General features: G+C 63.9%; 23 protein-coding genes. 12 read left to right on the forward strand and 11 right to left on the reverse strand.

Translation table 11 applies throughout. From position 1 onward, the window contains the following. Nucleotides 1-45 precede the first annotated feature (45 nt). Nucleotides 46-2004: an ABC transporter ATP-binding protein gene (locus tag O4220_RS03470; protein WP_269602167.1), complete on the forward strand. Its 1959-nt coding sequence runs from the start codon at nt 46-48 to the stop codon at nt 2002-2004. Here O4220_RS03470 and O4220_RS03475 read toward each other — a convergent pair. From O4220_RS03475 to O4220_RS03485, 3 genes are all read right to left on the reverse strand, one after another. Beyond that, nucleotides 1926-2915, reverse strand: a complete 990-nt coding sequence (locus tag O4220_RS03475) for an iron-siderophore ABC transporter substrate-binding protein (protein ID WP_269602168.1) — start codon at nt 2913-2915, stop codon at nt 1926-1928. The genes O4220_RS03470 and O4220_RS03475 overlap by 79 nt on opposite strands. Before the next feature lie 86 nt (nt 2916-3001). Continuing rightward, the gene (locus tag O4220_RS03480; protein WP_269602169.1) at nt 3002-4216 is read right to left on the reverse strand and encodes a lipase family protein; all 1215 of its coding nucleotides are present in this window, start codon (nt 4214-4216) and stop codon (nt 3002-3004) included. A 233-nt stretch (nt 4217-4449) separates the two neighbouring features. Beyond that, nucleotides 4450-6738 (reverse strand): ATP-dependent DNA ligase, encoded by a 2289-nt coding sequence (locus tag O4220_RS03485; RefSeq protein ID WP_269602170.1) that lies wholly within the window; start codon nt 6736-6738, stop codon nt 4450-4452. Nucleotides 6739-6797: 59 nt separating this feature from the next. On the opposite strand from O4220_RS03485, the gene O4220_RS03490 reads away from it, so the two are divergent. Then, nucleotides 6798-7226: an SRPBCC family protein gene (locus O4220_RS03490; RefSeq protein WP_032378553.1), complete on the forward strand. Its 429-nt coding sequence runs from the start codon at nt 6798-6800 to the stop codon at nt 7224-7226. 85 nt (nt 7227-7311) lie between these two features. On the opposite strand, the gene O4220_RS03495 is transcribed toward O4220_RS03490, so the two are convergent. The 4 genes from O4220_RS03495 to O4220_RS03510 all read right to left on the reverse strand — a co-directional run bounded on the left by O4220_RS03495 (nt 7312) and on the right by O4220_RS03510 (nt 10206). Then, nucleotides 7312-8685 (reverse strand): HNH endonuclease signature motif containing protein, encoded by a 1374-nt coding sequence (locus O4220_RS03495; protein WP_269602171.1) that lies wholly within the window; start codon nt 8683-8685, stop codon nt 7312-7314. Between the two features lie 133 nt (nt 8686-8818). Next, entirely contained in the window at nt 8819-9406 is a 588-nt protein-coding gene (locus tag O4220_RS03500; RefSeq protein WP_269602172.1) for a hypothetical protein, read from the reverse strand. Between the two features lie 22 nt (nt 9407-9428). Continuing rightward, nucleotides 9429-9833 carry a hypothetical protein gene (locus O4220_RS03505; protein WP_269602173.1) on the reverse strand — a complete coding sequence of 135 codons (405 nt, stop codon included), beginning with the start codon at nt 9831-9833 and terminating at the stop codon, nt 9429-9431. Next, nucleotides 9826-10206 carry a hypothetical protein gene (locus tag O4220_RS03510; RefSeq protein WP_032378550.1) on the reverse strand — a complete coding sequence of 127 codons (381 nt, stop codon included), beginning with the start codon at nt 10204-10206 and terminating at the stop codon, nt 9826-9828. Before O4220_RS03510 ends, O4220_RS03505 begins: the two co-directional genes overlap by 8 nt. Before the next feature lie 272 nt (nt 10207-10478). On the opposite strand from O4220_RS03510, the gene O4220_RS03515 reads away from it, so the two are divergent. The 8 genes from O4220_RS03515 to O4220_RS03550 are packed head-to-tail and all read left to right on the forward strand — an operon-like array spanning nt 10479 to nt 17861. Further along, entirely contained in the window at nt 10479-11003 is a 525-nt protein-coding gene (locus O4220_RS03515) for an MSMEG_0572/Sll0783 family nitrogen starvation response protein (RefSeq protein WP_027495238.1), read from the forward strand. 9 nt (nt 11004-11012) lie between these two features. Then, a complete protein-coding gene (locus O4220_RS03520) occupies nt 11013-12068 on the forward strand; it encodes an MSMEG_0568 family radical SAM protein (protein WP_269602174.1) in 1056 nt (351 codons plus the stop codon). A gap of 1 nt (nt 12069) precedes the next feature. Beyond that, on the forward strand, nt 12070-13482 hold the full coding sequence (locus tag O4220_RS03525) for an MSMEG_0567/sll0787 family protein (protein WP_269602175.1): 1413 nt from the start codon (nt 12070-12072) through the stop codon (nt 13480-13482). Then, nucleotides 13479-14372: a carbon-nitrogen hydrolase family protein gene (locus O4220_RS03530; RefSeq protein ID WP_269602177.1), complete on the forward strand. Its 894-nt coding sequence runs from the start codon at nt 13479-13481 to the stop codon at nt 14370-14372. The genes O4220_RS03525 and O4220_RS03530 overlap by 4 nt, the downstream gene beginning before the upstream one ends. Next, on the forward strand, nt 14365-14655 hold the full coding sequence (locus tag O4220_RS03535) for an MSMEG_0570 family nitrogen starvation response protein (RefSeq protein WP_269602179.1): 291 nt from the start codon (nt 14365-14367) through the stop codon (nt 14653-14655). The genes O4220_RS03530 and O4220_RS03535 overlap by 8 nt, the downstream gene beginning before the upstream one ends. Beyond that, nucleotides 14652-15926 (forward strand): MSMEG_0569 family flavin-dependent oxidoreductase, encoded by a 1275-nt coding sequence (locus O4220_RS03540; protein ID WP_269602180.1) that lies wholly within the window; start codon nt 14652-14654, stop codon nt 15924-15926. Before O4220_RS03535 ends, O4220_RS03540 begins: the two co-directional genes overlap by 4 nt. 7 nt (nt 15927-15933) lie before the next feature. Continuing rightward, entirely contained in the window at nt 15934-16785 is an 852-nt protein-coding gene (locus O4220_RS03545) for a carbon-nitrogen hydrolase family protein (RefSeq protein ID WP_269602181.1), read from the forward strand. Continuing rightward, nucleotides 16782-17861: an MSMEG_0565 family glycosyltransferase gene (locus O4220_RS03550; RefSeq protein ID WP_269602182.1), complete on the forward strand. Its 1080-nt coding sequence runs from the start codon at nt 16782-16784 to the stop codon at nt 17859-17861. Before O4220_RS03545 ends, O4220_RS03550 begins: the two co-directional genes overlap by 4 nt. On the opposite strand, the gene O4220_RS03555 is transcribed toward O4220_RS03550, so the two are convergent. Genes O4220_RS03555 through O4220_RS03565 form a run of 3 tightly spaced genes read right to left on the reverse strand, consistent with a single transcriptional unit; the run spans nt 17843 to nt 22588 of the window. Then, a complete protein-coding gene (locus O4220_RS03555) occupies nt 17843-18874 on the reverse strand; it encodes an adenylate/guanylate cyclase domain-containing protein (RefSeq protein WP_269602184.1) in 1032 nt (343 codons plus the stop codon). The genes O4220_RS03550 and O4220_RS03555 overlap by 19 nt on opposite strands. Further along, nucleotides 18867-20294: an HAD-IB family hydrolase gene (locus tag O4220_RS03560; RefSeq protein ID WP_269602185.1), complete on the reverse strand. Its 1428-nt coding sequence runs from the start codon at nt 20292-20294 to the stop codon at nt 18867-18869. Before O4220_RS03560 ends, O4220_RS03555 begins: the two co-directional genes overlap by 8 nt. Next, entirely contained in the window at nt 20291-22588 is a 2298-nt protein-coding gene (locus O4220_RS03565; protein WP_032402142.1) for a glycerol-3-phosphate 1-O-acyltransferase, read from the reverse strand. Before O4220_RS03565 ends, O4220_RS03560 begins: the two co-directional genes overlap by 4 nt. Before the next feature lie 469 nt (nt 22589-23057). On the opposite strand from O4220_RS03565, the gene O4220_RS03570 reads away from it, so the two are divergent. Both O4220_RS03570 and O4220_RS03575 read left to right on the forward strand, forming a co-directional pair. Next, on the forward strand, nt 23058-23810 hold the full coding sequence (locus O4220_RS03570; RefSeq protein WP_269602186.1) for a DUF6319 family protein: 753 nt from the start codon (nt 23058-23060) through the stop codon (nt 23808-23810). 66 nt (nt 23811-23876) lie between these two features. Further along, nucleotides 23877-24533 carry a serine protease gene (locus tag O4220_RS03575; RefSeq protein WP_269602187.1) on the forward strand — a complete coding sequence of 219 codons (657 nt, stop codon included), beginning with the start codon at nt 23877-23879 and terminating at the stop codon, nt 24531-24533. Nucleotides 24534-24619: 86 nt separating this feature from the next. Here the strand turns inward: O4220_RS03575 and O4220_RS03580 are convergent, their stop codons facing one another. Next, nucleotides 24620-25237 (reverse strand): TetR/AcrR family transcriptional regulator, encoded by a 618-nt coding sequence (locus O4220_RS03580; RefSeq protein WP_269602188.1) that lies wholly within the window; start codon nt 25235-25237, stop codon nt 24620-24622. Nucleotides 25238-25345 lie beyond the last annotated feature (108 nt).

The following is a 25345-nucleotide window of genomic DNA, read 5'->3' on the forward strand; positions in this document are numbered from 1 at the left end:
GACATGAGATCGACGACGTGAGGGTGACGACATGAGGGTGCTGACATGAGCATGGAGATGACCGCCTGGAACCAGATGTATCGGTCGATGAACAGGCCCGATACCCAGTCGTCGTTCTCGAAGGAGACGGCGCGCAGAATTCTGACGTTCGCGGCGCCGCATCGCCGCGCTCTCGGCGGTTTCCTGGTGCTGAGCGTGGCCTCGGCCGTTCTCGCGGTGGCCACACCGGTACTGGCGGGCCGAGTGGTGAACGCCATCGTGGACGGACGAGAGCTGCGCGTGGTGGTGCTGCTGGCGATCGCGATCGCGGCGATCGCTCTGGTGGACGCCGTGGTCGGTCTGATCAATCGGTGGCTCTCTGCGAACATCGGCGAAAGTCTGATTCTGGATCTGCGGACCGCGGTGTTCGACCACGTCCAGCGCATGCCGATCGCCTTCTTCACGCGAACGCGTACCGGTGCGCTGGTGAGTCGGCTCAACAACGACGTGATCGGAGCGCAGCGCGCATTCAGCACCACGCTCTCGGGAGTCGTCAGCAACCTCGTGACGTTGGCGTTGACCCTGGTGGTGATGATCGGGATATCCTGGCAGATCACGCTTCTCGCACTGATTCTGCTGCCGGTGTTCGTGCTTCCCGCGCGCCGGATGGGCCGACGCCTCGCACGGTTGCAACGTGAAGCGGCCGCGCACAATTCGGCGATGAGCACGCAGATGACCGAGCGTTTCTCGGCTCCCGGGGCGACGCTGGTCAAGCTGTTCGGCCATCCCGAGCAGGAATCGGTCGAGTTCGCAGTACGCGCCCGGCGTGTGCGCGACATCGGCGTTCGCAGTGCCATGGTGCAAACGGTGTTCGTGACGGCACTGACGCTGGTCTCTGCGCTGGCTCTCGCCGTGGTGTACGGATTGGGTGGCTTCTACGCCCTCCGGGGGTCACTCGACCCGGGTTCGGTTGTGGCGCTCTCGCTTCTGCTCGCGCGGCTCTATTCACCGCTGACCGCACTGGCGAGCGCGCGGGTGGAGGTCATGAGCGCTCTGGTGAGCTTCGAGCGGGTTTTCGAGGTGCTCGATCTCGTTCCGCTCATCACCGACAAGCCCGATGCGAAGACTCTGCCTGCGGGGCCGGTGGCCGTCGAACTCGACGATGTTCGGTTCGCGTACCCCTCGGCAGACAAGGTTTCGCTCGCCTCTCTGGAGGAGGTGGCCACCTTGGATTCGCGCGGCGGAGAACAGGTTCTGCACGGTGTGTCGTTCCGCGCCGAGCCGGGCCAGATGGTGGCGTTGGTCGGGTCCTCCGGTGCAGGCAAGTCCACGATTGCGCAGATGATTGCTCGCCTGTACGACGTCGACGGCGGCGCCGTCCGCCTCGGCGGCGTGGACGTACGAGATCTGACGGCCGAATCAGTCCGCGGCACAGTCGGAATGGTGACCCAGGACGGTCACCTGTTCCACGAGAGCATCCGGTCCAACCTGTTGTTGCCCAGGCCCGATGCCACCGACGACGAAGTGTGGGATGCCCTGTCGAGGGCGAGGCTCGCAGACCTCGTACGTTCCTTGCCCGACGGCCTGGACACGGTCATCGGCGAACGTGGATATCGACTCTCCGGTGGAGAGCGTCAGCGCCTGACGATCGCGCGGTTGCTGATCGCGCAGCCACGGGTCGTCATCCTCGACGAGGCCACGGCGTCACTGGATTCCACGTCCGAGGCCGCGGTGCAGGCGGCGTTGGCCGAGGCATTGGAAGGGAAGACGTCGGTGGTGATCGCGCACCGACTCTCGACCATCAGGGCAGCCGACGTGATCCTGGTGATCGAGGACGGGCGAATCGCAGAGCGAGGTACGCACGACGAGCTCCTCGCAGCGGGAGGCCGCTACGAGGAGCTGCATCGGACGCAGTTCGCCCAATCGGGTCGGTCGGATCAGGAGCTTCAGGGTGCCGGCACCACAGTGGATGGGTCGTCGTCGGTCGCCGCGGCGAGCATCGGGGTGAATCCGTCGATCGCGTAGTCCAGGGACAGCGGGCTCGAATATCCCAGAGCCGAGGGCAGATCGGTGCTGAACGATCCGATGTAGACGGTTCGATCCTGCTTCACGACGTCGAGGGCCGCGATCAGCGGGTTCGCCTGAAGTTGCTCGCGGCTCTGGCCGGCGATGACGAGTACGTCGGTGTCGAGACGCCCGAGGTTCTCGGAACTGATCGTCTCGGATGCGTCGGGAATCTCGAAGCCGAGGTCGGTGAAGAACAGCGCGCGGATGTCGTCCTTGCCGAGCAGTAGGTAGCTGCCGTCGTCCATGACGAACGCGAGAGACAGTGACTTGCCGGTGAACTGGGGGTTCTCGGCCTCGGTGGTGGCGAACTTCTGCTCGAGCGTGGCCGTCTGGTCCTGCGCTTCCTGACTCTTGCCGAGGGCTTTGCCGACGACCGCGAACTCCTCTTGCCAGGTTGCCGCGGGCACGTTGTCGTAGCCGCCGATGTCCGCGATCGTGGGAGCCATTCCCGAAAGCTGGTCGTACTGGCCCTGGTCGATGAATGAGTACGGTCCGAGGATCAGATCGGGGGCCTGCGCGGCGATCTGTTCGAGGTTGAGGTCGGTACTGCCGACCTCGGGAATCTCGGTGCCGCCCAGCGCCTCCTGTGCCCAAGGACGCTGCCGGTAGTCGTAGCTCAGGTTGCCGCGCGTCGCAACAGGCTTGACCCCGAGCGCGAGCGTGAAATCCTGCTCGTTGAACCCGATCGTCACCACGCGGGTGGGCTCGGCGTCGATGACCGTCTCACCGAACTGGTGCTCGATGGTGACGGGGAAGCCGGCACCGCTCTCGGAGTTACTGGACGTGGCCGTGGTGTTGTCGGACGAACAACCGACCGCCAGTGCCAGAACAGAGGCACCGGCGGCGACGAGCTGGACAGACTTCTTCATGTGATCTCCTCGCGCAGGAACTGAGCGAGGTTAGCCTAACCGACCCATCAAAGCTTCGATTACGTGACATGGGTCGGTCGGCGCGATCAGCAATTGGTTGTTGCCGGCACTCCTGCGAATCGCTGGTCGATCCATTCGAGCGCCTGCGGCAGACCGAGAACTGCGGCGGTGAGGTGGTCGTTGCTGGGCACCTTCACCTCGGTCACCAAAACTCCGGCGCGGCAGTATCGGGCAATCGTGTTGTCGATGGCGCTGACCGGAATCAAGGCATCGGAGGGGCTGTGCCACTCGAAGTACGGTGCCTTCGGTACGCCCGGGTACAGCTCTACGCTGTTCTCGTTGACGGCGGCGATCATTTCCGGACTGTTGATCAGGTCGAGTGTGCCCGCCACTTCCATCGCGCTCTTGCCCGCGCCCGCTGCGATGATGTCGTTGGTGCACCCGTTCTGGATCTTCCGCTCGATCTCCTTACCCACCGGGTTGAGCTGAGAGCTGATCGGGATTCGCGTGGGGTACTCGCGTTCGATACCGAGAGCGGCCGCGAAGGCCAGACCGAACATCGGGTGCGGGGCGAAACCGAGATCGCGGGCCATGCGCTCGAGGTTCATCGGAGCGCCACCGTTCGCGCTGCCGACGATGTTCAGCTCGGGCGCGTAGTCGTTCTGCAACGCCGCGGCCCACGCCGTCGCCATGCCGCCACCGGAGTACCCGGCCAAGGCGACCGGGCTCTGCTGAACCTGGATGGGGTCGAAGCGCTGCGTGGCGCGAATGCTGTCGAGCACGATCTGTCCGCCGAGCTTGGCGGCACCGTAGGCGCTTCTCGGTCCGAGATGATCGGCGATGGCGACAGTCCAGCCGCGCTGCAGTACGGCGTTGAGGGCCGGTGCTTCGCGAATCGCCAAATTGGGGTCATTGGACCAGAGTGCTTGTGAAGGTGCACATTCGAGACCGAGTGCATTGATGATGTGTTGGTAAGAAAGCAATGGGCCGTTGGGCGCTTTGTTGCGCGGAACCAATATGGTGTTGATTGCCGCAATGGGATCACCCGCGGAATCGGTCGAGCGGAACTTGAGCTGCCACACATCGACATCGAAGAATCCCGGCGGGGGTGGCATCGGCCGGCTGGAGATCACATCGCCCGGTCGGAGGGCGTCCAGATCCGCAGGCGGTGCACCGAACCCGTCTGCGATGGGGGTCGGCATCAGTGGCTCCGCCGCCGCCTGACCTGCGCCGACGAGCGACGAACACAGTACTGCTACTGCCGTCAATCCGGCAGCGCCCGCCAGCTTGAGAACCCGCATGTGGTAAACCCCTCCGTGCCTGAATCGAAGCGCCGTGCGCTCCGATGATCCAGCAAGCCCCCCGTGGGACCGGCCCGCAAATCGATATAGCTGGTACAGCATGAATTGTTACGTTCCCCCCGGAAACGATAGGACGAACGGTACGCACTCGGGGATTCTATGGCAACAGAAGAACGGTGTTTGTGCCGGTTTCTCTCGGAGGTGCCGAACGTCGTGTCGGCGTGACGGTATCGCTATTCGGGAACGACGTCCTCTGGTGCCTTGTCGGGGCGCAGACCGCGCCAACTCGGATGCCGTAGATGACCCGATTCGGTCGATTCGTAGAACCGGACTTCACCGACGAGAGTCGGTTCCACCCACACCGCTCCGTTCCGGTCGGCGGTGGGCAACACCGCAGAGAAGGGACTGTCCGACGTCTCGAGAGGCGCGAGGAGGGCGGCGAGAGTGTCGAGTGCCCGGTCGTCGAACCCGGTTCCGACGCGACCCACGTAGCGAAGGCCGTCGCCGTCGGGGATCCCCATCAACAACGAGCCGAACCCGCCGGCACGACGACCCTGGCCCCGACGCCACCCGCCGATCACGACTTCCTGGGTCCGCCAGTTCTTGTATTTGATCCATGTGTGGGCGCGCTTGCCGGGTTGGTAGACGGAGTCGGTCCGCTTGGCGATGACGCCTTCCCATCCGCGTTCCCTGCTTTCGGCGACAGCGTCTTCGGCGGAGCCAGTCAACCGCGGCGGCACCAGGACCGAGTCGAGTCCGGTGGTGAGCAGTTCGAGTAGCCGCCGTCGATCGGAGTACTTCTTGCGCAGCAGTGAGGTGCCGTCGAGGTAGAGCAGATCGAAGGCGATGAAACGGATGTCGTCACGGGTCGCGTTCTGCAGCATCTCGAAGCTGCTGATGCCGTTGGCGTCGAACACGACAACTTCTCCGTCGACGACGGCGTCGTGGTCGGAGAGGTCGTCCGCCAGAGATTGCAGCGCGCCGAACTTCTCGGTGTAGTCGTTGCCGCTGCGGCTCCGGAGCGTCATGGACCCGTGCGTGAACTCTGCGACGATGCGAAACCCGTCCCACTTGCCCTCGAACGACCACTCGTCGTCGCCGAGGCCCAGGATGTCGCCCGCGGTGGCGAGCATCGGCGATATGTTCTTGGGCGGGGGATTGTCGCTCACTGCCTTGTCGCTCGTTGCGTCCTTCATCAGATGCATCAGCCACTGGTTGCCCTTGGTGCGAATCAGGGCGAACCTGCCGCGGGCCTTCGATCCGTTCAGGACGACGATGACCTCGTCCTCACGCCACTTCTCGAGCTCGTAGGTTCCGCTGTCCCAGATCGTTACATCGCCACCTCCGTACTCGCCCTTCGGTATCCGACCGGAGAACGTCGCGTACTCGAGTGGGTGGTCCTCGGTGTGTACCGCCAACCGGTTCTGTTTGGTATCTACCGGGATGTTCTTGGGGACGGCCCACGAGACCAGGACGCCGTCGTGTTCGAGTCGGAAGTCGTAGTGCAGGCGTCGGGCACGATGCTCTTGGATGACGAAGGTGTCGTTGTTGCCCTGCGGTTCGGTGGTGGTCGGTATCGGCTCGGGCGTCTTGTCGGCGCTGCGCATGCTGCGGTACTTGTCGAGTTTGTCTGTAGCAGGACTGCTTTCGGGGGCCCAGTCCACGGTGGGGTCCAGTGGCGCCAAAAGATCGCCGAGGTCCTGGAATCGCTCCAGGACCTCTTCGAACCGAAGCTGTTGCAGCCCGGACGCTTCCAGCTCGTCCCAGGTGCGTGGTGCAGCGACGGTGGGGAGTGTTCGCCCGCGGAGTGAGTAGGGTGCCACCGTCGTCTTCTTGCCGTTGTTCTGGCTCCAGTCGACGAATACTCTCCCGGTGCGTTTGGCCTTTGCCATGGTGGCGGTGACCCTATCCGGCGAGCGCTCTTCGAGTAGCGTGGCAACACGTTTGGCGACGGTGGACGCGCCCGACGTCGACAATGGCTTCTCGAGCGGGACGTACAGGTGGATTCCCTTGCTGCCGCTGGTGACCGGATATGCGGTCATGCCGATATCGCCGATCAGATCTCTTATCTCGCAGGCTACTTCGGCGCATCGAGCGAGATCGACATCATCGCCGGGATCGAGATCGAAGACCATGCGGGTGGCGGGGCCGGGCTCGGTGCCGTCGAATCGCCATTGCGGCACGTGCGCTTCGATGGCTGCCTGTTGGCCTAGCCACGCCAGATCGGCCGCGGTGGAGAACAGCGGATACGTGACCACGCGATCGGAATGTTGCATCGACCGGCGATCGAGCCAGTCGGGTGCGGATGCGGCGAGGTTCTTCTCGAAGAACGACGACTGGTCGACGCCGTTGGGCCAACGCTTACGGGTGACGGCGCGGCCGACGACAAGCGGCAGCATGGCGGGTGCGATGGCAACGTAGTACTCGATGATGTTGCCCTTGGTGGTGCCGGTGTCGGGGAACAGCACTTTGTCGAGGTTGGTGACGGAGACCTTCCGTCCTTCGATCTCGAGCGTGGCCATCGTCTCAGGTTAGTGGCCGACGTCAGAACCTGCGGGCAACTTGTGACAGGCTCGATCCCATGGCGACGATCAGTGTCTCGGTACAGATGCCCGAGAATCCGCAGGGCGCGTGGGACAAGGCTTCCGCGCTCGACCGCTTCGACGAGTGGATGACCATCCATGGTGGGTGGTGCAGCCCACCACCGAAGAAGGTCGGCAAGGGCACCGAAGTGGAGTCGCTGGTGAAGGTCAAGGGTTTCAAGAACACGATCAACTGGACTTTCACGCAATACGACGAGCCCAAGCTGATCGAGATGTCCGGCCGCGGCAAGGGCGGGGTGCGAATCTCGCTGACTGTCCATGTTCGTGAGGCCGAGGGCGGATCGGAGCTGACGCTCGACGCGAAATTCGGCGGGGGTGTGCTCTTCGGTCCGGTGGGATCGGTGGTGGCGCGGGCTCTGGACACCGATGTCAAGAAATCCGTTGCGAACCTGGCGGCGTTGAAGTGAGCGATTCTTGCTGAAGTAGCTGCACGACAACCTCGTCCAGCCCCGCACCGTGTTCTCGGTGCGGGGCTGGTCTCGTTGTCGGTGGTTATGTGATGTGGGGGCCGGCTCGGGCGTGGGATTGTCGGGGTTTTCGGTAGGGGTCGACGGTGGCGGGTGGTACGAACCAGGGGTGGTTGTCGGCGGCGATGAACACTTCCCAGTCACTGTGGTGGATGAGTCGGTGGTGGAATCCGCAGAGCAGGACGAGGTTGTTCATGTCGGTGGGGCCACCGTCGGTCCAGTGCCAGATGTGGTGGCCTTCGGTCCAGGCGGCGGGTTTGCCGCAGCCGGGGAACGCGCAGCCGTGATCGCGGGCAATGAGGGCGCGTTTCTGTTTCGCGGTGACGGTGCGGGCGGTGCGGGCGAGGTTGATGGGGGATCCGTTCTCGTCCATCACGATGGCGGTCAGAATGCAGTCGCAGGCCAGTTGCCGAGACGTCTCGCGGGAGAGGGGTCCCATCCACGGGAGCCACCCGACGGTGGTGCCGTCGCCGAAGAGGTCCCGATACGCGCCACGATCGGAGGCCGGTCCACTGTCACAACCATCGGCATCACCGCCGCTGGTGCTGCTGCTTGCGCTATCGGATTCGGTTGCGGTGCCGGTGTTCTCGCCACTGCCGCTGCCACTGCATTTGTCACCTGCGCCTGCTGTAGTGCCGTGGAGGTCGGTGAGATCTTGTAACCGGATGTGCAGGTTGACGTGCGGCTTCTCCCCGCCTTCGGTGGGGCGGTTGCTGGAGGCGAGGTAGCGGTCGAGGATGTGTCCGAAGGCGTCGGCTCGACGCCGGGCGGGGCTGCGTTCGTCTTGGGTGCCGTCGGCGGCGGGTCGGGGTTCGGTCAACGGTAGGAGCGCGGTGAGCAGCTTTTCGCCGGTGATCGCATCGAAATCCATCTTCGCCACCAGACGTCCGTTGAGGGTGGTGGAGGCGAAGAGTTCGTTGCGGTCGGTGTCTTCGGCAGGTGGTGTCTTGCCGCCGTAGGTGTCGTGGAGGCGGGTGATCGCTGCGCGCAGTGGGCCGGTGCGGGCGTCGGGTCCGGTCGCGGCGGTCAGCAATGCTGCTCTGGCGACGTCCTGGCCTTCTTGCGGGAGGTTCTTCGGTGGGGTTTCGGCGAAGGTGAGGATCAGGGCGGCGTGGTCGACGGAGATGCGCCCGGTGTTCACGGCGTCGGCGATGTCGGGGAAGTTCTTCAGTCCGCGGGCGAGGGCGACGATCTTGGTGGCTTTGCCCGGGGAGAGCAGTGTGGTGGAGGTGAGCCATCCGGCTGGGCCGGGGAAGCCGAGTTTCTCTCGGCTCACGCGGGTGTCGATGTCGGCGACGAGCGCGATCCGGCGGGCTTCGAGGAGTTGGATCTGATGTGAGACCGCGGTGGCGTCGGCGAGGAGTTCTGCCTCGCTCAGTTGCCAGATCGCGGTGGTCATGGGGGTAAGTGTATCGAACGTGCGTTCGACTGGCAATGATAGTCGAATCGAAAACTATTGCCCTGCATAAGGATTCGGTAAAGCAAACCTGTCGGCGGGGTGTGCTAACAGCCACGTCGAGAGTCGGAGATCTTCACGCTTCCTCGGGATCCCAGCTGACCGGACCGCGGCGACGCACCGTCGCATCGCTGTAGGGATCGAAATTCGACCTCGAAGTCGACGTACTCGGAGGCCGTACCGAACCGGGCTTCGAGTTCTGTGGACCGTTCGTGGTCTTCACGCGCGTCAACTCGTGTCGCATCGTCGCGGGCCAGATCTCGAAGAGATAGTCCTCGACTGGTTCGCTCACGTCCGAATCCCAATGGGTACCTCTACCTCTCGAACTCACGCGAACTCCCAGAAAGCCGCTCACGGGCGGCGAGACCGTAGTCGCGTCCGTGCCTACGTACCCCAGCCCGGAGACGAAAGTCAGCGTCGCGTCCACGGCGATCGAGGCCTCGGCCGCGTCCTCCCACGACCCGTCGATTTCGATTGTCGGTGCTTGCGCCAGGACGTCGACGGCAACGCGAACGGGCCCCGATGCAATTCCTGTGTGGACGTGAATGCAGTTGTCGGAGGCGTCGATGAGCTCGCCGAGGGCACCCGGGGGCACCGGCTCACTGTGCGCTGCTACAAGCGAGAACAGGTGGTAATCGACATCGACGGTCGTCCAGGTGGTCATGGCCGATTCTGGCCACAGACCTCTACCGCTGTCGAGTCTTTCGCAACCACCACAGTCCCGCGATGGGGAGCACCACCGGGATGAAGACGTATCCGGATCCGAAGTGCGACCACACCGTCGGTTCCGGGAAATCCTGGGGCTGGATGTAGCTGAGAGTGCCGATGCCGATGACTCCGACGAGTTCGATGATGCAGGACACCGTCACCACGCTTCGGGATGCTTCGGTTGCCCTCGCCAGTCCCACCGTCGCGATGATGTAGACCACCGCAGCGAACGCCGATAGAAGGTACGCCACCGGTGCGTTGTCGAATCGGGTGGTGAGCTGCACTATCGAGCGCGATGTCGCGGCAACGGCGAACACCGCGTAGACGGCGATGAGAAAGCGCCCGAAGCCGGTGCGCGTCGCTTGCTGGAGGTTGTCAGGCATATCCGGCCCAAATCTGGCTCAGGCGCAACACCATGGCTGCGAGGGTGAGGACGGCGACGAGCAGCACCGCTGTGCCGCCGCGGGAACGGTCGCCCAGGGACCACCACGTTCCCAACGGAAGCAGGAACAGCAGTCCGACGAGATACGAGCCGAACGTCAACCGGTGTATCTCGCGATCCGAGGTGAACATCATGACGAACCCGATCACGGCCTGAAGCGCTACGACGGCCTCGGTGGCTGCGATCGTCCAGAACAGTGCTCGGTCGGCCTTGTTCTTCAACAGAACGGGTCGGTTCGTGGCGAGCTTCACGAGCACCCAGATGCCCACTACCAGGGACAACGCATACAACAAGCCGGTGACGGCGCCGATCATCGTGTTCCTCGTCCTGCTCGCGATGGATGGGTGGACCGGCCTTCACAGTAGCCGCGTAACACCACGTCAACACTGTGAGGCCCTCGAAACACGGCGTTGTTCCGAGCGTGACCAACCGGAAATGGATGGGGCTTGTACTTGTCCCATGGCCGAAGAGGATCTGCTCTTTCGCCGGACATGACCTCTCTTCCTCAGGTGGCCATCGACGCCCACCGCATCTCGAGTAGTTGCCCATTGCATTCAGCCAGCTCTGCGAACCTCAGGAGACACCAGTGTCAGACCTCGACCAGTCCATCGCCGAGAACATCAAGAAGTCCCTCGAAGAGATCCCGCACCCTTCACTTCCCAAGGGCAGCAACATCTACGGCTCCACCAAGATCTTCCCCGACTACAAGGCAGAGAACGGCGAAAGCTACTTCACTCTGGTGCACGGCATCGCCCACGAGTCCTCGGTATCGTTCGTTGCGGTACTTCAGGCGACGCGCGCCCTGCGTAAGGGCTTCGAGTCGGCAATGTACTTCTACGGCCCCGGTGCCATCAATTGCCTTGCCACTCGCGGATTTCCGACTACCGGTGACTCCGGCTTCCCGGGTGAGCAGAACATCAACGACTCCCTTGCGACGTTCATCGCCGAGGGCGGCACGGTGTTCTGCTGCCGCTTCGGTCTGGCGCTGCACGGCGGTCGTGAAGAGGATCTCATCGAAGGTGTCATCCCGGCCCACCCCCTCGACGTGCAGGACGCGCTGATCCACTACGCGCGCAAGGGTGCCATCATCAACTCGACCTACATGGTCTAGGAGCGAACCATGTCGGTCAGTACGCGTGTAGATCTGGCGTTGCTCGGAATCCGAGGATCCACGCCGGTCTCGAGAACGGCAGGCGCCGGGCCGAGCGATGACGGGCATGTCACCATCGATGGCCTCGGCGCAGCCATCCCACGCAATCCGCTCAGCCCGTACGTTCTCGAAGAGGGACGAGTGTTGTTCGACGGCAACGACATCGGTCTCGATGTTCAGGCCGTCGACCGTCCGAAGTTCTACGACCTCGCCACCGCCGACGGGATCGCCTACGAAAAGATCGCCAAGCTCCACGGCTCCAGCGTTCTCGCTACGACCGTGGTGCAGACGTGTATCCGTTACGACGCCGACCAGCGGTGCCGCTTCTGCTCCATCGAGGCCTCGCTCGAGGCAGGCGACACCATCGCCGTCAAGACCCCGGCTCAACTCGCCGAGGTAGCAGAGGCGGCCGTCCGGCTCGACGGCGTCACTCAAATGGTCATGACGACAGGCACTTCCGCAGCGAAGGATCGCGGTGCCCGTCATCTGGCCCGATGTGTGCGCGCCATCAAGGCCGTGGTTCCTGATCTGCCGATCCAGGTGCAGTGCGAACCTCCCGGTGACCTGCAGACGATTCAGGATCTGTACGACGCCGGAGCCGAATCCATCGGCATCCACGTCGAATCTCTCGACGACGAGGTTCGACGACGGTGGATGCCGGGCAAGGCGTCGGTATCGATGGACGAGTACCGCGCGGCCTGGAGAGAGGCAGTGCGGATCTTCGGACGCAACCAGGTATCGACCTACATTCTGGTCGGCCTCGGTGAGGATCCGGACGAGTTGGTTTCCGGTGCTGCGGAACTCATCGAGATGGGCGTGTACCCCTTCGTCGTTCCGTTTCGTCCACTTGCCGGCACGTTGGCAGTCGATGTCGATCGCGCGACGGCCCCTGCCCGTGACGTATTCGAAAGCGTCACCCGACGCGTTGCCAAGGAGCTCCAGGCAGCAGCGATGCTCGGCTCCGATCAGAAGGCAGGCTGCGCGGCATGCGGTGCGTGCAGCGTCCTGCAGAATGCGGGAGGCTGAGATGTACAGGGCGGACGCACAGGATCTTGCCGGATTGTCGGGCGCTGCAACCACTGTCGCGGAGCCCGAGTTCGTGGTCCAACCGTGCGACGGCCCGGTGCAACTGAGCTCGTACCGGGCACTACGCAAGGCGACGTTCGTTGCCGAACAGGGCCTGTTCTCCGGCACCGATCAAGACGATATCGACGACGACCATCGCACTGTCGTTCTGGTCGCCACCGACCGGGACGGCACCGTGCTCGGTGGAGTACGTCTTGCTCCCTGCACCGCAACGGATCTGGGATGGTGGGCCGGAAGTCGCCTGGTGGTGTCTGCTTCGGCGCGCACCTCCGGTGTCGGTCCTGCACTGGTTCGTGCGGCCTGTGCGCATGCCGAGAGCCGAGGCGTACTTCGGTTCGATGCGACGGTGCAGAAGCGCAACGAGAAGCTGTTCACCGGTCTCGGGTGGATCAGACGCGGCGACGTCGAAGTGGCCGGTACCCCGCATGTGGCGATGTACTGGCCCATCGACCGAATCGAACGGCTGGTGTCGTCGACCAAAGCGATGCTCGCCGGAGTGCTCGCACCCCTGAAGGCGCAGCCGCTCGGGCTCGGGGCCAAAGGCTTTCGAGGCGACGACGGGGTACCGGTACCGGGCAGTGACATGATCGCGGCCTGCGACGCAATCATTCCCTCGATGGTCGATCGTGACCCGGAGTGGGCCGGGTGGTGCGCGGCCCTGGTGAACTTGAACGACCTGTCTGCGATGGGAGCTCGAGCCGTCGGCATGCTCGATTCCGTCGGAGCACCCACACAGTCCCGGCTGACCCGCATCATTCGGGGACTCGCCAATGCCTCTGCAGCATGGCAAGTCCCGGTACTCGGTGGCCATACTCAGGCCGGGGTGCCGTCCTCGCTGTCGGTCACTGCTCTGGGGCGTACAGCGAACCCGGTGCGGGCCGGTGGGGGCAACGTCGGCGACCGGCTGACGCTCACCGCCGACATCGAAGGTGAGTGGCGACGGGGATACTCTGGCCAGCAATGGGATTCGTCCTCGCGACGCAACACCGAGGAATTGACAGCAATGGCGTCGTTCGTTGCCCGAACCGCGCCGAAGGCAGCCAAGGACGTCTCGATGGCCGGCCTGGCGGGCACTACCGGGATGCTGGCCGAGGCAAGCGGAACCGGTGCCGTATTGGACATCTCCTCGATCCCGAAGCCCGACGCTGCGTCGATGGGCGAGTGGATCACGTGTTTTCCTGGGTTCGCGATGATCACCGCGGACCGTCCCGGTGCACCTGTTGCACCATCCGGACCTGCACTGTCCGCAGTATGCGGAGAGCTCACCGACATTCCGGGCGTCGCGCTGCGATGGCCCGACGGAATCACCACTCGCGCGGTCACGTCCACCGTGACCGGATTGGGAGAAGCATGACCACCCACCCGAAGGCCATCACTATTTCCGTTGCCGCAGCCGAATTCGGGCGCGACATGGAACAGGGCTACGCCACCATCGCCGCGTTGCTCGAGGAAGCGCGCAATCGCGGCAGTCAACTGCTCGTCCTACCCGAGGCCTGCCTCGGCGGCTACCTGCCGAGCCTCGGTGGAGGCGACGAGACCGAGGAATCGCGACAGCGTCGACTGAAAGCACTGCCTCCGGCCCTCGAACTCGACGGACCCGAGATCAGGCGGGTCATCGACATGGCGGGGGACACCGTCGTCACCTTCGGCTTCTGTGAGAAGGACGGCGACACCCGCTACAACGCCGCAGTGACGGTCGACGGCAGCGGAATCCTCGGCTCGTACCGCAAGGTGCACCAGCCGCTCGGTGAGAACCTCTGCTACGACGCGGGAGACAGCTACTCCGCCTTCGATACTCCGGTGGGCCGAATGGGCATGCAGATCTGCTACGACAAGGGATTCCCCGAAGCGGCCCGCGAGCTTGCCCTCGACGGTGCCGAGATCGTCGCCTCCATCTCCGCTTGGCCGACGGCACGTACCGCGACTGTGGAGAACATGGAGGAGGACCGCTGGAAGCAGCGCTTCGACATCTACGATCGCGCTCGTGCGCTCGAGAACCAGATCATCTGGGTCGCGGCGAATCAGGCCGGCACCTTCGGATCCTTACGGTTCGTCTGCAGCGCCAAGATCGTCGGGCCCGGCGGGGAGATTCTCGCCGGCACCGGCGTCGAACCGGGACTGGCGACGGCCACCGTCGACGTCGATGCGCTCATCGGGGCGGCGCGTGGCGGCGGGATGTACAACCTTCGCGATCGTCGGCCGTCCGTGTATCGGACCATCACCAAGGAGCCGATCCATGCCTGAGATGTCGTTCCTTGTTCGCTGGCCCGATGGGCGCGAACAGTCCTGCTATTCACCGTCTCTGGTGATGCACGACTACCTGACGCCCGGCGAGGAGTACCCGGTGGCGGAGTTCGTTCAGCGGACGTCGGAAGCGTTGACGATCGCCAGCGATCGAGTGCTCGCCAAGTTCGGCATGCGGTGCACCTCGGCCGCGCAGCAGATGGAAGAGATCCACGGCGTCAGCGCTTCGTATCGGGCCGGTGCCGTCCGTGTACTGAGCATGTCGGGAGCTGAATTGCTATGACAGAGAACCACAGTGCGATAGATAACCACTCCGTGATCGTCATCGGTGGCGGGCAGGCAGGTCTGTCCATCAGCTGGCACCTGACTCAGCGAGGCATCGAACACGTTGTGTTGGAGCGCGACACGATCGCGCACGAGTGGAAGGACTCCCGCTGGGACAACTTCACACTCGTAACTCCGAACTGGCAATGCGCACTGCCCGGATACTCCTACGACGGTGACGATCCCGACGGATTCATGCAGCGCGACGAGGTGTACGCCTTCGTGCGCCGCTACGCCGAGAGCTTCGATGCACCGGTGCAAGAGCATGTTTCGGTGGACCAGGCCTTGCAATCAGCGGCGGGCGGCTTCGATCTGCAGACTTCAGCCGGACCGATGCACGCCGACCAGATCGTCGTTGCGGTCGGTGGCTACCACATCCCCACCATCCCGCGGTTCGCCGAGAAGCTGCCCCGTGACATCGTCCAGATCCACTCCTCCGAATACCGCGGCTCGCATCAGTTCCCGGACGGCGACGTACTGGTCGTCGGCACCGGACAGTCCGGCGCGCAGATCGCCGAGGATCTGCACCTCGACGGCCGCCGCGTTCACCTGGTGGCCGGTACTGCTCCCCGTGTCGCTCGCTTTTATCGTGGCCGCGACTGTGTTGCCTGGCTGCACGACATGGGCGTCTACGATGTCTCCATCGAAGATCAACCCGGTGGCGTCGGCAAACGCGAGAACACGAACCACTACGTCACCGGACGTGACGGTGGTCGAGACATCGACCTGCGTGCATTCGCGACCGAGGGTATGCAGCTGTACGGCCGTCTGCTGGGCGTCGAGGACGGCGTGCTGCAGTTCGCGCCCACGCTCGAGGCGTCCCTCGATGCTGCGGACCGTGTTGCCGAAAGTATCAAGGACAACATCGACGCGTACATCGAGCGCGAGGGCATCAACGCGCCCACCGAGGAGCGCTACGTACCGGTGTGGCGTCCTGAGGCCGAGAGCACCGAACTGGATCTCGCTACCTCCGACGTCACGGCCGTCGTGTGGTCGGTGGGCTTCCGTACCGACTATCGGTGGCTGAAGGTCGGGGCCTTCGACGGCGAGGGGCACCCGACGCACAATCGCGGCGTCACATCCGTTCCCGGCCTGTATTTCCTGGGCCTGCCGTGGCAGCACACGTGGGGTTCGGGACGTTTCGCCTCGGTGGCCCGTGACGCTGCGTTCCTGGCGGATCAGATCGGCCTCGAGATCAGCGCCGCACAACCGCAGAGCCAGATGGTCTGATCTCGACGTGGCCCCCATCAAGATCGGCGCGCTGGCAGCGCATTTCGGCAGAGATGTCGATCGGGCCGTACTGAAGATCACGACGATCATTTCCAGTGCGGCCAGAGAGGGTATCGATCTCCTGGTGCTGCCCGACGCGTCCCTCGGGGGCTACATCGACAGTCTGAGCAATCCGGATCCCGCGGAGTTACCGCCGACGCTCGATCCGGACGGTCCCGAGCTGGCCACGATCATCGCGGCGGCAGGGGACATGACGGTCTGCATCGGCTACACCGAGTTGTCGAAAGGACTGCGATACAACGCTGCTGCATGCCTGACGGGTGACGGAATTCTCGGCAGTCACCGCAAGGTGCATCAGCCCCTCGGAGAGTCCTTGGCCTACGCGGCCGGCGACCGGTTCGAGGCCTTCGATACTCCGGTGGGGCGGATGGGCATGCTGATCGACTACGACAAGACGTTCCCGGAATCGGCGCGCGCGTTGGCGCTCGACGGCGCGAGAATCATTGCGGCACTGTCGGCGTGGCCCGCCAGCGTCACCGATCGGGCGTCCTCACTGCCGAACGACCGGCAGTCCAGGCTGTTCGATCTGTACGACGCCGCCAGGGCCGCGGAGAATCAGGTGGTGCTGGTGTCGTCGAACCAGACCGGAGTGATGGGGTCGTTACGCTTCCTGGGGCAAGCGAAGATTGTCGGACCCGGTGGTGACGTCCTGGCGAAAACGTGGTCCAAAGGCGGCCTGGCCGTGCACGAGATCGATGTCGACGCCGAAGTGGACCGGGCCCGCAGAGGGTTGCACCACCTCGCCGAACGTCGTGTCGACGCCTACCCCAATTTGCTGCAGGAGAAGCCGGATCAGTGAAGATCGCCCTGTTGACCTACTCGTCCAAGCCGCGTGGCGGCGTGGTGCACACGCTGGCCTTGGCCGAGGCGCTTGCGCGCTCCGGGCAGGACGTTTCGGTGTGGTCTCTCGGCCGCGACGGCGACAGTGAGTTCTTTCGTACCGTCGACCCCGCCGTCACCGTGCGGATGGTGCCGTTCCCTCAGCAGGAGGATGAGCCGCAGCGGGAGAACGAGAGCGTCGGTCAGCGGATACTGCGGTCGATAGATGTGCTGCGACAGTCGTTCACACCGGACGAGTACGACATCGTCCATGCTCAGGACTGTATCTCCGCCAACGCCGTCGGTCGCTGTATCAGGACCATCCATCATCTCGACGAGTTCACCACGCCCGAACTGGCTGCGTGTCACGAACGCGCAATCACCGTGCCCTACGCGCGCATCTGTGTATCGGCTGCGGTGGCAACCGATGTTCGCCGCGGGTGGGGACTCGAACCCACGGTCATCGCCAACGGCGTCGACGCCGAGAGGTTCGCTGCCGCTGCGCAGTCCGGCCGAACGCACTGGCGTGACAAGCTCGGCCGATATGTGCTGGCGGTCGGCGGTATCGAGCCACGCAAGGGCAGTCTCGATCTGCTCGACGCCTTCGCCGGGCTGCCCGAGCGTAACGTGCAACTGGTGTTCGCCGGCGGCGAGACGCTGTTCGACTATCGCGACTATCGGACGGAATTCGACCGTCGTGCAACCGAACTGGGAATCGAGCCGGTGATACTCGGAACCGTCGACGACGACGAACTGCCGCACCTCGTGGCGCAGTCCGCAGTGCTGCCGTTCTTCTCCACGAAGGAGGGTTTCGGCCTGGCCGCCATGGAGGCGCTCGCCGCGTCGATCCCGGTGGTGGCGCGCGATCTGCCGGTACTGCGAGAAGTGTTCGGAGACAGCGTGACCTACGCATCGTCGGTGGATGACATGTCGAGCGAGTTGAATCGTGTGTTGCACGAGCCGCGGGATCCACGACCGGGGCTGGCTCTGGCGCGCAGCCTCACCTGGAACGAGGCCGCACGTCGACACCTGGAGTTCTACTCCTCGCTCTTGTGACCGCCCCGTTTGTTGCGGCGGAGCGCATGCGGCTTGAGCTTGTGAAAGCCCTTGACCCGCAATGAGCGAATAGATTTGAGGTAGAACTCGGAATCGTGGCGGAGTTCCTCTGTCATGACCGTATCGACAAGTGTCGTGCCGGGATTGGCAGAGCTGGTCAGCCGCGCGGCAATGTTGACCACCGAGCCGTACAGATCGCCGTACCGGGCCAGTACCGGCCCCCAGGCCAGCCCGACCCGTAGGTCCGGCATGTCCTCCTGCTCATCGAACGCGTCCTGCAGGTCGAGGGCGATGTGGGCGGCATCCTCGGGTGTCTGCGCGCTGAACATCACCTCGTCGCCGACGTTCTTGATCACCGAACCACGCCCGCGCGCAATGATATTGGTGGCCAGCGACTCGAACTCCTCGAGCAGGGTCGTCAACTCACCGATGTCCAGCCGACGCGTCAAGCTGGTGTAGCCCACCATGTCGGCGAACCCGACGGCCATGGTGGGACTCTCGGTGGCGTCGTCGGGCGCGGCGATGGATCGACCGGCGGCTGCAGCCAGGTGCCGACGCCAGGTGTATCCCTGGAGTGCCTCGAGGGTGGGGACGGTCTCTGCCGCTATCGCTCGGGCGTTGCGCCGAATCGCGTCGATGTCGTTCTTGTCGTCGTCACTGTCGATGATGCGCTCGAGTATGTGAGAGTTCACAACGCCCACTTGCCATTCCGCGAGCCTGGACATGGATTGCCCGAGCGTGCGCGCGATCGCGACCTCCATCTCGGGCTTGATCACCTTCTGCGCGGTGAGTGCAGTGATCAGCTTCAGAGCTTCCAGATCGGCGTCCGTGTAGACGAGTGCCTCGGTATCGGTGTGGATGGGGAAGCCCATCCCGATCCACAGGGCAATGACTCGCTCGAGCGGAATGCCGGACTTCTCGACGATGTCCGCACGGTTGTACTTGGGCTCTCCGCCCAGCAGATTCCGTTCGATTTCCGTCTGTACTACCGAGTTGATCTGGTTCTCAGGCATATCCCAACGTTCTGTCGAAATAGGAACGAACATCGTCCACGTACTCGTCGATCTTGTCGGGCTCCCAGTCCGTGGTGGGGATGGGCTCGCCGACGGTGACCCTGACCGTACCGGAGTGGACGGTGAAATCCTTTTTCCACATCACATCACCCGCGTTGTGGATGACGATGGGCACGATGGGGACACCCGCTTGCATAGCCAGGTGGAAGCCGCCCTTCTTGAATCGGCCGAGACGTGACGTCGGCATTCGCGTCCCCTCGGGTGCTATGGCGACGGAGATACCGCTGTGAAGCTTCTCGATTGCGGGACGCATCGCCTCGCGCGCTTGTGAGGGATCACCACGATCGACGTAGGCGACGTCGAAGATCCTGCCCAGCAGCGCGAATCGTGGGTCGCGTTCGAGTTCGCGTTTCGCCACTGCGGTGATGTCTCGCCGGAGGATCGACGTGACGATGATCGAGTCGGCAGTGCTCTGGTGGTTGAACATGAAGACGGCCGGGCGGGCCGACCAGGCATTTTCTGTGCCGGTGACGTCGAGCTTCACGCCGGCCAGAGTGAGCGCGATGTCGGGCGCGATGGTGCTGGTGATGTTTGCACCGGTGCGGCGACTCCGCGTCAGAATGCCCAGCCCGAGTCCGATCGACGCGCTTGCGAGCACCGATCCGAGCGCCGCTGTGCTGCGTACGGCCGACGTGATGTCCGTGCCGCGCTTCGGGCTTTCCAACGTCAGAGCAGGCCACTTCTTCTTGGCGGCATAGCGCGCGAGATCGGGGTCCGGGTTGAGGGCGACGGGTCGTCCCACCGCCTCGAGCAGAGGCACGTCCTCGCCGCCGTTGGAGTAGGCGAAGCAGCCCGCCAAGTCGATGCCTTCACGTTCGGCGTAGTCGATCGCTGCCTGCGCCTTGCGCGGCCCCCACAACGAGTCGCCGACGAGTTCGCCGGTGAGGATTCCATCGGTGACGACGGGGGTGGTGCACAGCAATTCCTCGAACATCATGTCCTGCTGCACCGGCAGTGCCTGGTACGGCGTGGCCGAGGTAGCCATCACCAGGCGATGTCCGGCATGCCGGTGCGCCTCGACGAGGGCACGGGCCTGCGGGAAGATCATCGGCGCAATCTCGTTGCGGAACAGCGTGTATGCCTGTTCCATCAGATCTTCCTCCCGACGGCCCTCCAGACCGCGGACGGCCTTGCCCATCAAGTTGTCGACGGGGGAGTTGCGCATCCGCATCTCGACGACGGCGCTGGAGATCTCCCACAGCTCCTTCACCGTCACGTCGAGGGTTTTGAGACGCTCGAGAAAGACTGCGCGGGCCGAGAATCCGTTGATCAGGGTGCCGTCGAGATCGAAGAATGCCACGGTGTCTCGGCCCGGTGGTGCGGCGGCGATCGCGATCAGTCGATCGTCGAACTCGGTCATGAATTGTTCTCCTCGGGGGCCGAGATCGGTTCTACCGCACGCAGCATCTGGTGGGCCATGTCTCGGATCGTGCGAACCTTGCGGGCCCACTCGTCGATCTCGAGCGCAAAGTCTCTGCGCCGGCGCGCGACACCGTCGGAGCCGGAATCGACGAGATCCCTGTTCTCGGCCAATTGCAATGCAGTATCGAACAATTCGCCGGAGATGGACTCGCTGTGGTCGAGTTGCTGACGCAATCGCCTGGCCTGAGCGGCACCGAGGCATTCCGCGATGAACTTGGGCTTGTCGAACTCGCCGCTCTGCGGCAGCAGCATCAGCTGATCTGCCACCACCTGATACGCCTCGAAGATCGGCTGCAGTACGCGGTGCGCCAGGTGCAGATCCTGTGACTGCAGTTGGTGCGCAGCATAATCGGGGTCGCTGATCTTGGTTCGCCAGTCCGGGTCGATCAGGTCGACCTCGGATTCCAGTCGCTGCCCGAAGTCCTTCTTGTCGCCGAAGAAGAACTCGAACTTGAGCAGATCGCGCAATTGAAGCGCCGACTGCCACAGCGACTCCTGCGTCAGAGGTGCCGAATCGCCGCTGGTCGGCAGCACCACCAGTTCTCCGATGGCACGCATGACGAAGAAGTGAATTGCGTTGTTACGGAAGAATGCTGCGACCAGATGCTTGTCCTGCGCCAGGTAGAACAGTGGCTCGGGACCATCGTCGAAACGCTTGACCACGTTGGCGTTGACCTGAGCGACGACGGCCGATCGCACCACATCGACGTCGGCGATGTCGACGCCGCCCGCGGTGGGCAGGTTGCGGCGTTTGATGTAGCGGGCGAGCGGGGCGATGATGGCCCACATCTCGTTGACGTTGAGTGCGCGATCCTCGATTCCCAGCAATGCCATCGTGACCAAGGCCGCCGGAGTCACCGGTGTGGCGTCGTTGATCGCGTGGGAGACGCCGAGCGCGATCTTCTGGACCGCGACTCGCTTGTCGGTGTTCTCGGCGACGATCGACGCCACCGACATCGGTTCGCCGAAGTTCAGATACACGTTGCCGCGCAACGTGCCCTGCGCACGGATGTACCCGATGGCCATCCGAATGCCCTCGGCCTGCTTCTTCGCCCCGTGCGATTCCTCGGCCATCGCGCCGACCTCGTGCAGACGGTCGTAGGTGATGGACGTCGGAACCAGATAGACATCCTCGGCGTCGCTCGACTCCAGGGCGTCGACCAGATAGGTGAGCAGGCCGAACCTCGGCGGGCGAAGCTTCCCGGTGCGGCTGCGTCCGCCTTCGATGTACCACTCGAGGTTGAACCGCTTGCTGAGCAGAAAACTCATGTACTGACGCAGCGTCCACTTGTAGATCGCGTCGGAGAACTTGCGCTGAATGAGCACGACGCCACTGCGTTTGGCGATCGGGCCCAGCGGCCAGAAGCCGACGTTGATGCCGCCCATGACGTGATTGAGCGGCAGCCCCTCGGCCAGCAGCGCCGGGCGTAGCACGAGCGGGTCGAGGTAGGAACGGTGATTGGGTAGGAACACCAACGGATAGTTCTTGTTGAGTTCGCGGACCTTCTGCAGCTGATCGCGATCGACGTCGACCTTGTACGCCCGCGAGAAATACGCTCCGAGGGTGCCCCACATCTCTACTGCCCGGCGGGTCTCGGTTGCGACCATCTCGCCGAGGATGTCGTTGACGCGCTTGTCGACTGCGTCGCGGTCCTGACCGACCTCGTCCGCGAGTGCGGTGATGCCGTCGTGGAACTTCTTCTGCTCCGTCATGTCCTCGACGACGAATCGCGGAATCTTGTACTCGGATCCGATGACGCCACGCTCGGCCTTGTCCAACGCCAGACTGGCCTGGCGCAGGATGAACGACGAGAGCGAGGTGCCGCCGCCCCGTTCGAACCGATCCTGCAGATCACGGAGGGTCGCGGGCTCGCCGACCAACACCGCCGAATGATCGGGATCGTCGTTCGCGACCCACCGCTGCCATACCTGGGTTGGCTTGGACCGACCGCGCGGAGCGAAGATGCGGTGCAAAATGCCGTTCTTGCGATCGGACAGCGTCACGCGCAACGGAATGAGGAGCGGATCGTCGGCGTACCCGCGAACACTCTCGGCCAGTGAGGTTCTCGCTTCACCGGACAACACGACCGACGGCGGCCTCGGCTCGCCGTCGGGAGTGGTCGCATCGATCCACTGATTCAGAGCCTGAACCTCGAGGGTGGATTTGGCATCGAGCAAATACACGTGCGGACCGTCGCTGAGCGATTGTTCGTCCGCGTCGAGGTGGTACATCGAGGCTCCTGTTCCGTACCTACAGAAGAAGGCACGTCGCCAGGCTACGCGGGAGATACCGGCCGCGAGGGCGGTTCGGCGAGGTGGTCACGGGACGAAATTTCTCGACGACGCGCACGGCTACTCGCCGGTACCCGACCGGTAGTCGATGTGACGTTCGGTGGCCCGGAGTGGAGCTTGCGGAACGACCACAGGCACTTTTCGGGAGTGAATGTTACGTCGAGTGGACTTGGCGGGCGTTCGGAAGGACTCTCGTATAGAGTTGGGGTCATCGGCTTTCTCGGCCACCAAATCTAAGTGTTAATCCAAGTAACAGTTACTTGAGGTTACAGTTACTTGGATTAACAGACACTTCCGCAATACCCCACCGAAGGCGTGCGGTCGACGTGGTTCCGCGCCCGGTCGAAGACATCGGCCGAGTATCTGTGCGACAGTATTCGCAAACACTTTCGAGAAAGGCCGGTAGTCGATGCCACCCCGTGGGCGCGCCGTGAACGATTCATTGACCCCTGAGAACCTGACGGCGCTGGCTGCGGCGCTCGCCGAGGGGCGTCGGGCCACTGTGTATCTGCGCGAGCCGAACCCCAGCCTTGGGCTGCCCGAGGGCACGTCGGCGAAGGTGGTCTCGATCGACGGCACCACGGTCACCATCAGCCCGAAGGGCGTCAACGACGAATTGCCTTACGAGGCAGAGGAACTGCGCATCACCCGCAATGCGGCAACCCCGCCGCCGCCGGCCAAGCGAGTACCTGCGAAGAAGGTGGCACCTTCCGTGGCCACCGACCCGGTCCGAACCCAGGCAGCGCCGGCGCAGCCCAGAACAACGCCGGTGCCGCCCAAGGCTGTGGTGGAACAATCAAGGGCAGTGGTGGAACAATCCAGGGCAGTGGTGGAACAACCGAAGACCACGCAGCCGCAACAGCAGGCTGCCCGTCGGGCCAAGAAGGCCCCAGGCGGAGTCAGCGTCACTATTCACGCCGGGGCGGACAACGATTGGTCGGTCACGGTCACCCAGGGTGCGAAGCGGCCCACCAAGGCGCAACCGGTGAGTCCGGAGTCGGTGAGCAAGGCCGTGCGAGAGTTGGGCGACCCCATCGCACGCGACGCAGTCGAAGCCGTCATCTCCCACGCGCGCGAGGAGGCTGCTCGCCGCGTTGCAGAACTCAGTCGTCAGCTGGAGGAAGCGCGCACCACCCTTGCCGCCCTCGAGCAGGACGTATGAACCACTCACTCGTGTTCGTACACCTGTTGTTGCTAGGGTTCTGCCGACACCGCTGAGAGGGAGTACATGTTCAAGAAATTCATGCTCGTCGTCGTGGGGGCGGCTGCAATCGTAGCCAGCGTCGGCGTGGGGACCGCATCCGCGGCCGCTCCAGCTGCTCTCGGCGGTGGCTCGGGAATCATCGTCGGAGGCCAGGTCGAGTGCACACTGACGACGATCGGTAATGACCGCAACGGGAATCTCGTCGGCTTCACCGCCGGCCACTGTGGCCAAGCGGGCGCTTCCATCGTCCCCGAGTACGACACCTCTCTCGGCGAAGTCGGCCGCATCGCGTTCTCCAACCCGGAGTACGACTACGCCGTCATCGAATTCCAGCGCGACAAGGTTGCACCGATCAACCGCGTGGGCAACGTGACCATCTCTCAGGTCGGCCCGCCGACGGCGTTCCCGAACATCGTCTGCAAGGAAGGCCGTACCACCGGCAACACCTGCGGTCTCGCGTACGGAGACGTCCTGCAGTCACAGGAGACCTGGGCTCAGCTGTGCGTCGTCGAAGGTGATTCGGGCAGCCCGGTCGTCGTCGGCAACACCCTCGTCGGCATGGTGAACGCCTACCTCGGCGTGGCGTGCTTCGGCCCCGAGGTCGGCACCAACTTCGACGCGATCCTTCGTAACGTCGATCAGGGCAACGGACTCGGCGCAGGATTCGTTCCCGCTCCCTGACGGTCCACAGTTCGCACCGAATGTCCCGCTCGAGCAATCCGTTGCTCGCCGGCGGGACATTCGTCGTTTCGAAGGTCCCGGAGTTGTCAGCGGGCGCGTGCTGACGAGTCGAACGCCCGGACCTCGGCGACGGTACGTTCCGCATCCTCCGGGGTGATCCCCAGCAAAACAAGGCTCGACGTCGTGGCGGCCCCTGCCGGATCGGTGAGCAGTCCGGCGTTGGTGGCATCGAGGATGGACAGCGCAATCGCCTCGATGTTGAGGATGAGTACCTCTGCGGCTTGATACGAGGAGAACACGCCCTCCCGCTGACCGCGCCGGATGACGGCAGCGGCCGCTTCTCGCATCGGCCCGAGGAGATTGTGAATACCGTTGTGGCCCAGATCTGTTCGTGCGACCGCGAGAAGTAGGCGGTACTGGTCGCCGACGCGCGTGAGGGCCAGCGTCTGCCGGACGAAGACCGTCACGGCCGATTCGTCGGCGGCTGGTACGCGGCCGAGTGCCGCCGAGATGCTGTCGGCCGCTTCGAGGGCAATGCCGTCGATCAGGGCTTCGCGAGAGGCGAAGTGGGCGTAGACGGTTCGTCGAACCACCCCTGCCGCGGCCGCGACGTCGTTGATGGTTGCATCCGGATTGTCCGCCAACACCCGTTGTGCGACATCGAGAATTCTCGCTCTGTTCGACCGAGCGTCACGTCGCTGCACGGGCGGCGCTGCGGCATCCCGTGTAGACGATCTCGACTCCGTCGTCTTACGCACAGGTCAACATCTAGCACGATCGTGTGCGCAGAGTGTGGCTGCCGCCACAAAAGA

It is taken from the genome of Rhodococcus ruber, assembly GCF_027270735.1.
Classification (GTDB): domain Bacteria; phylum Actinomycetota; class Actinomycetes; order Mycobacteriales; family Mycobacteriaceae; genus Rhodococcoides; species Rhodococcoides rubrum_A.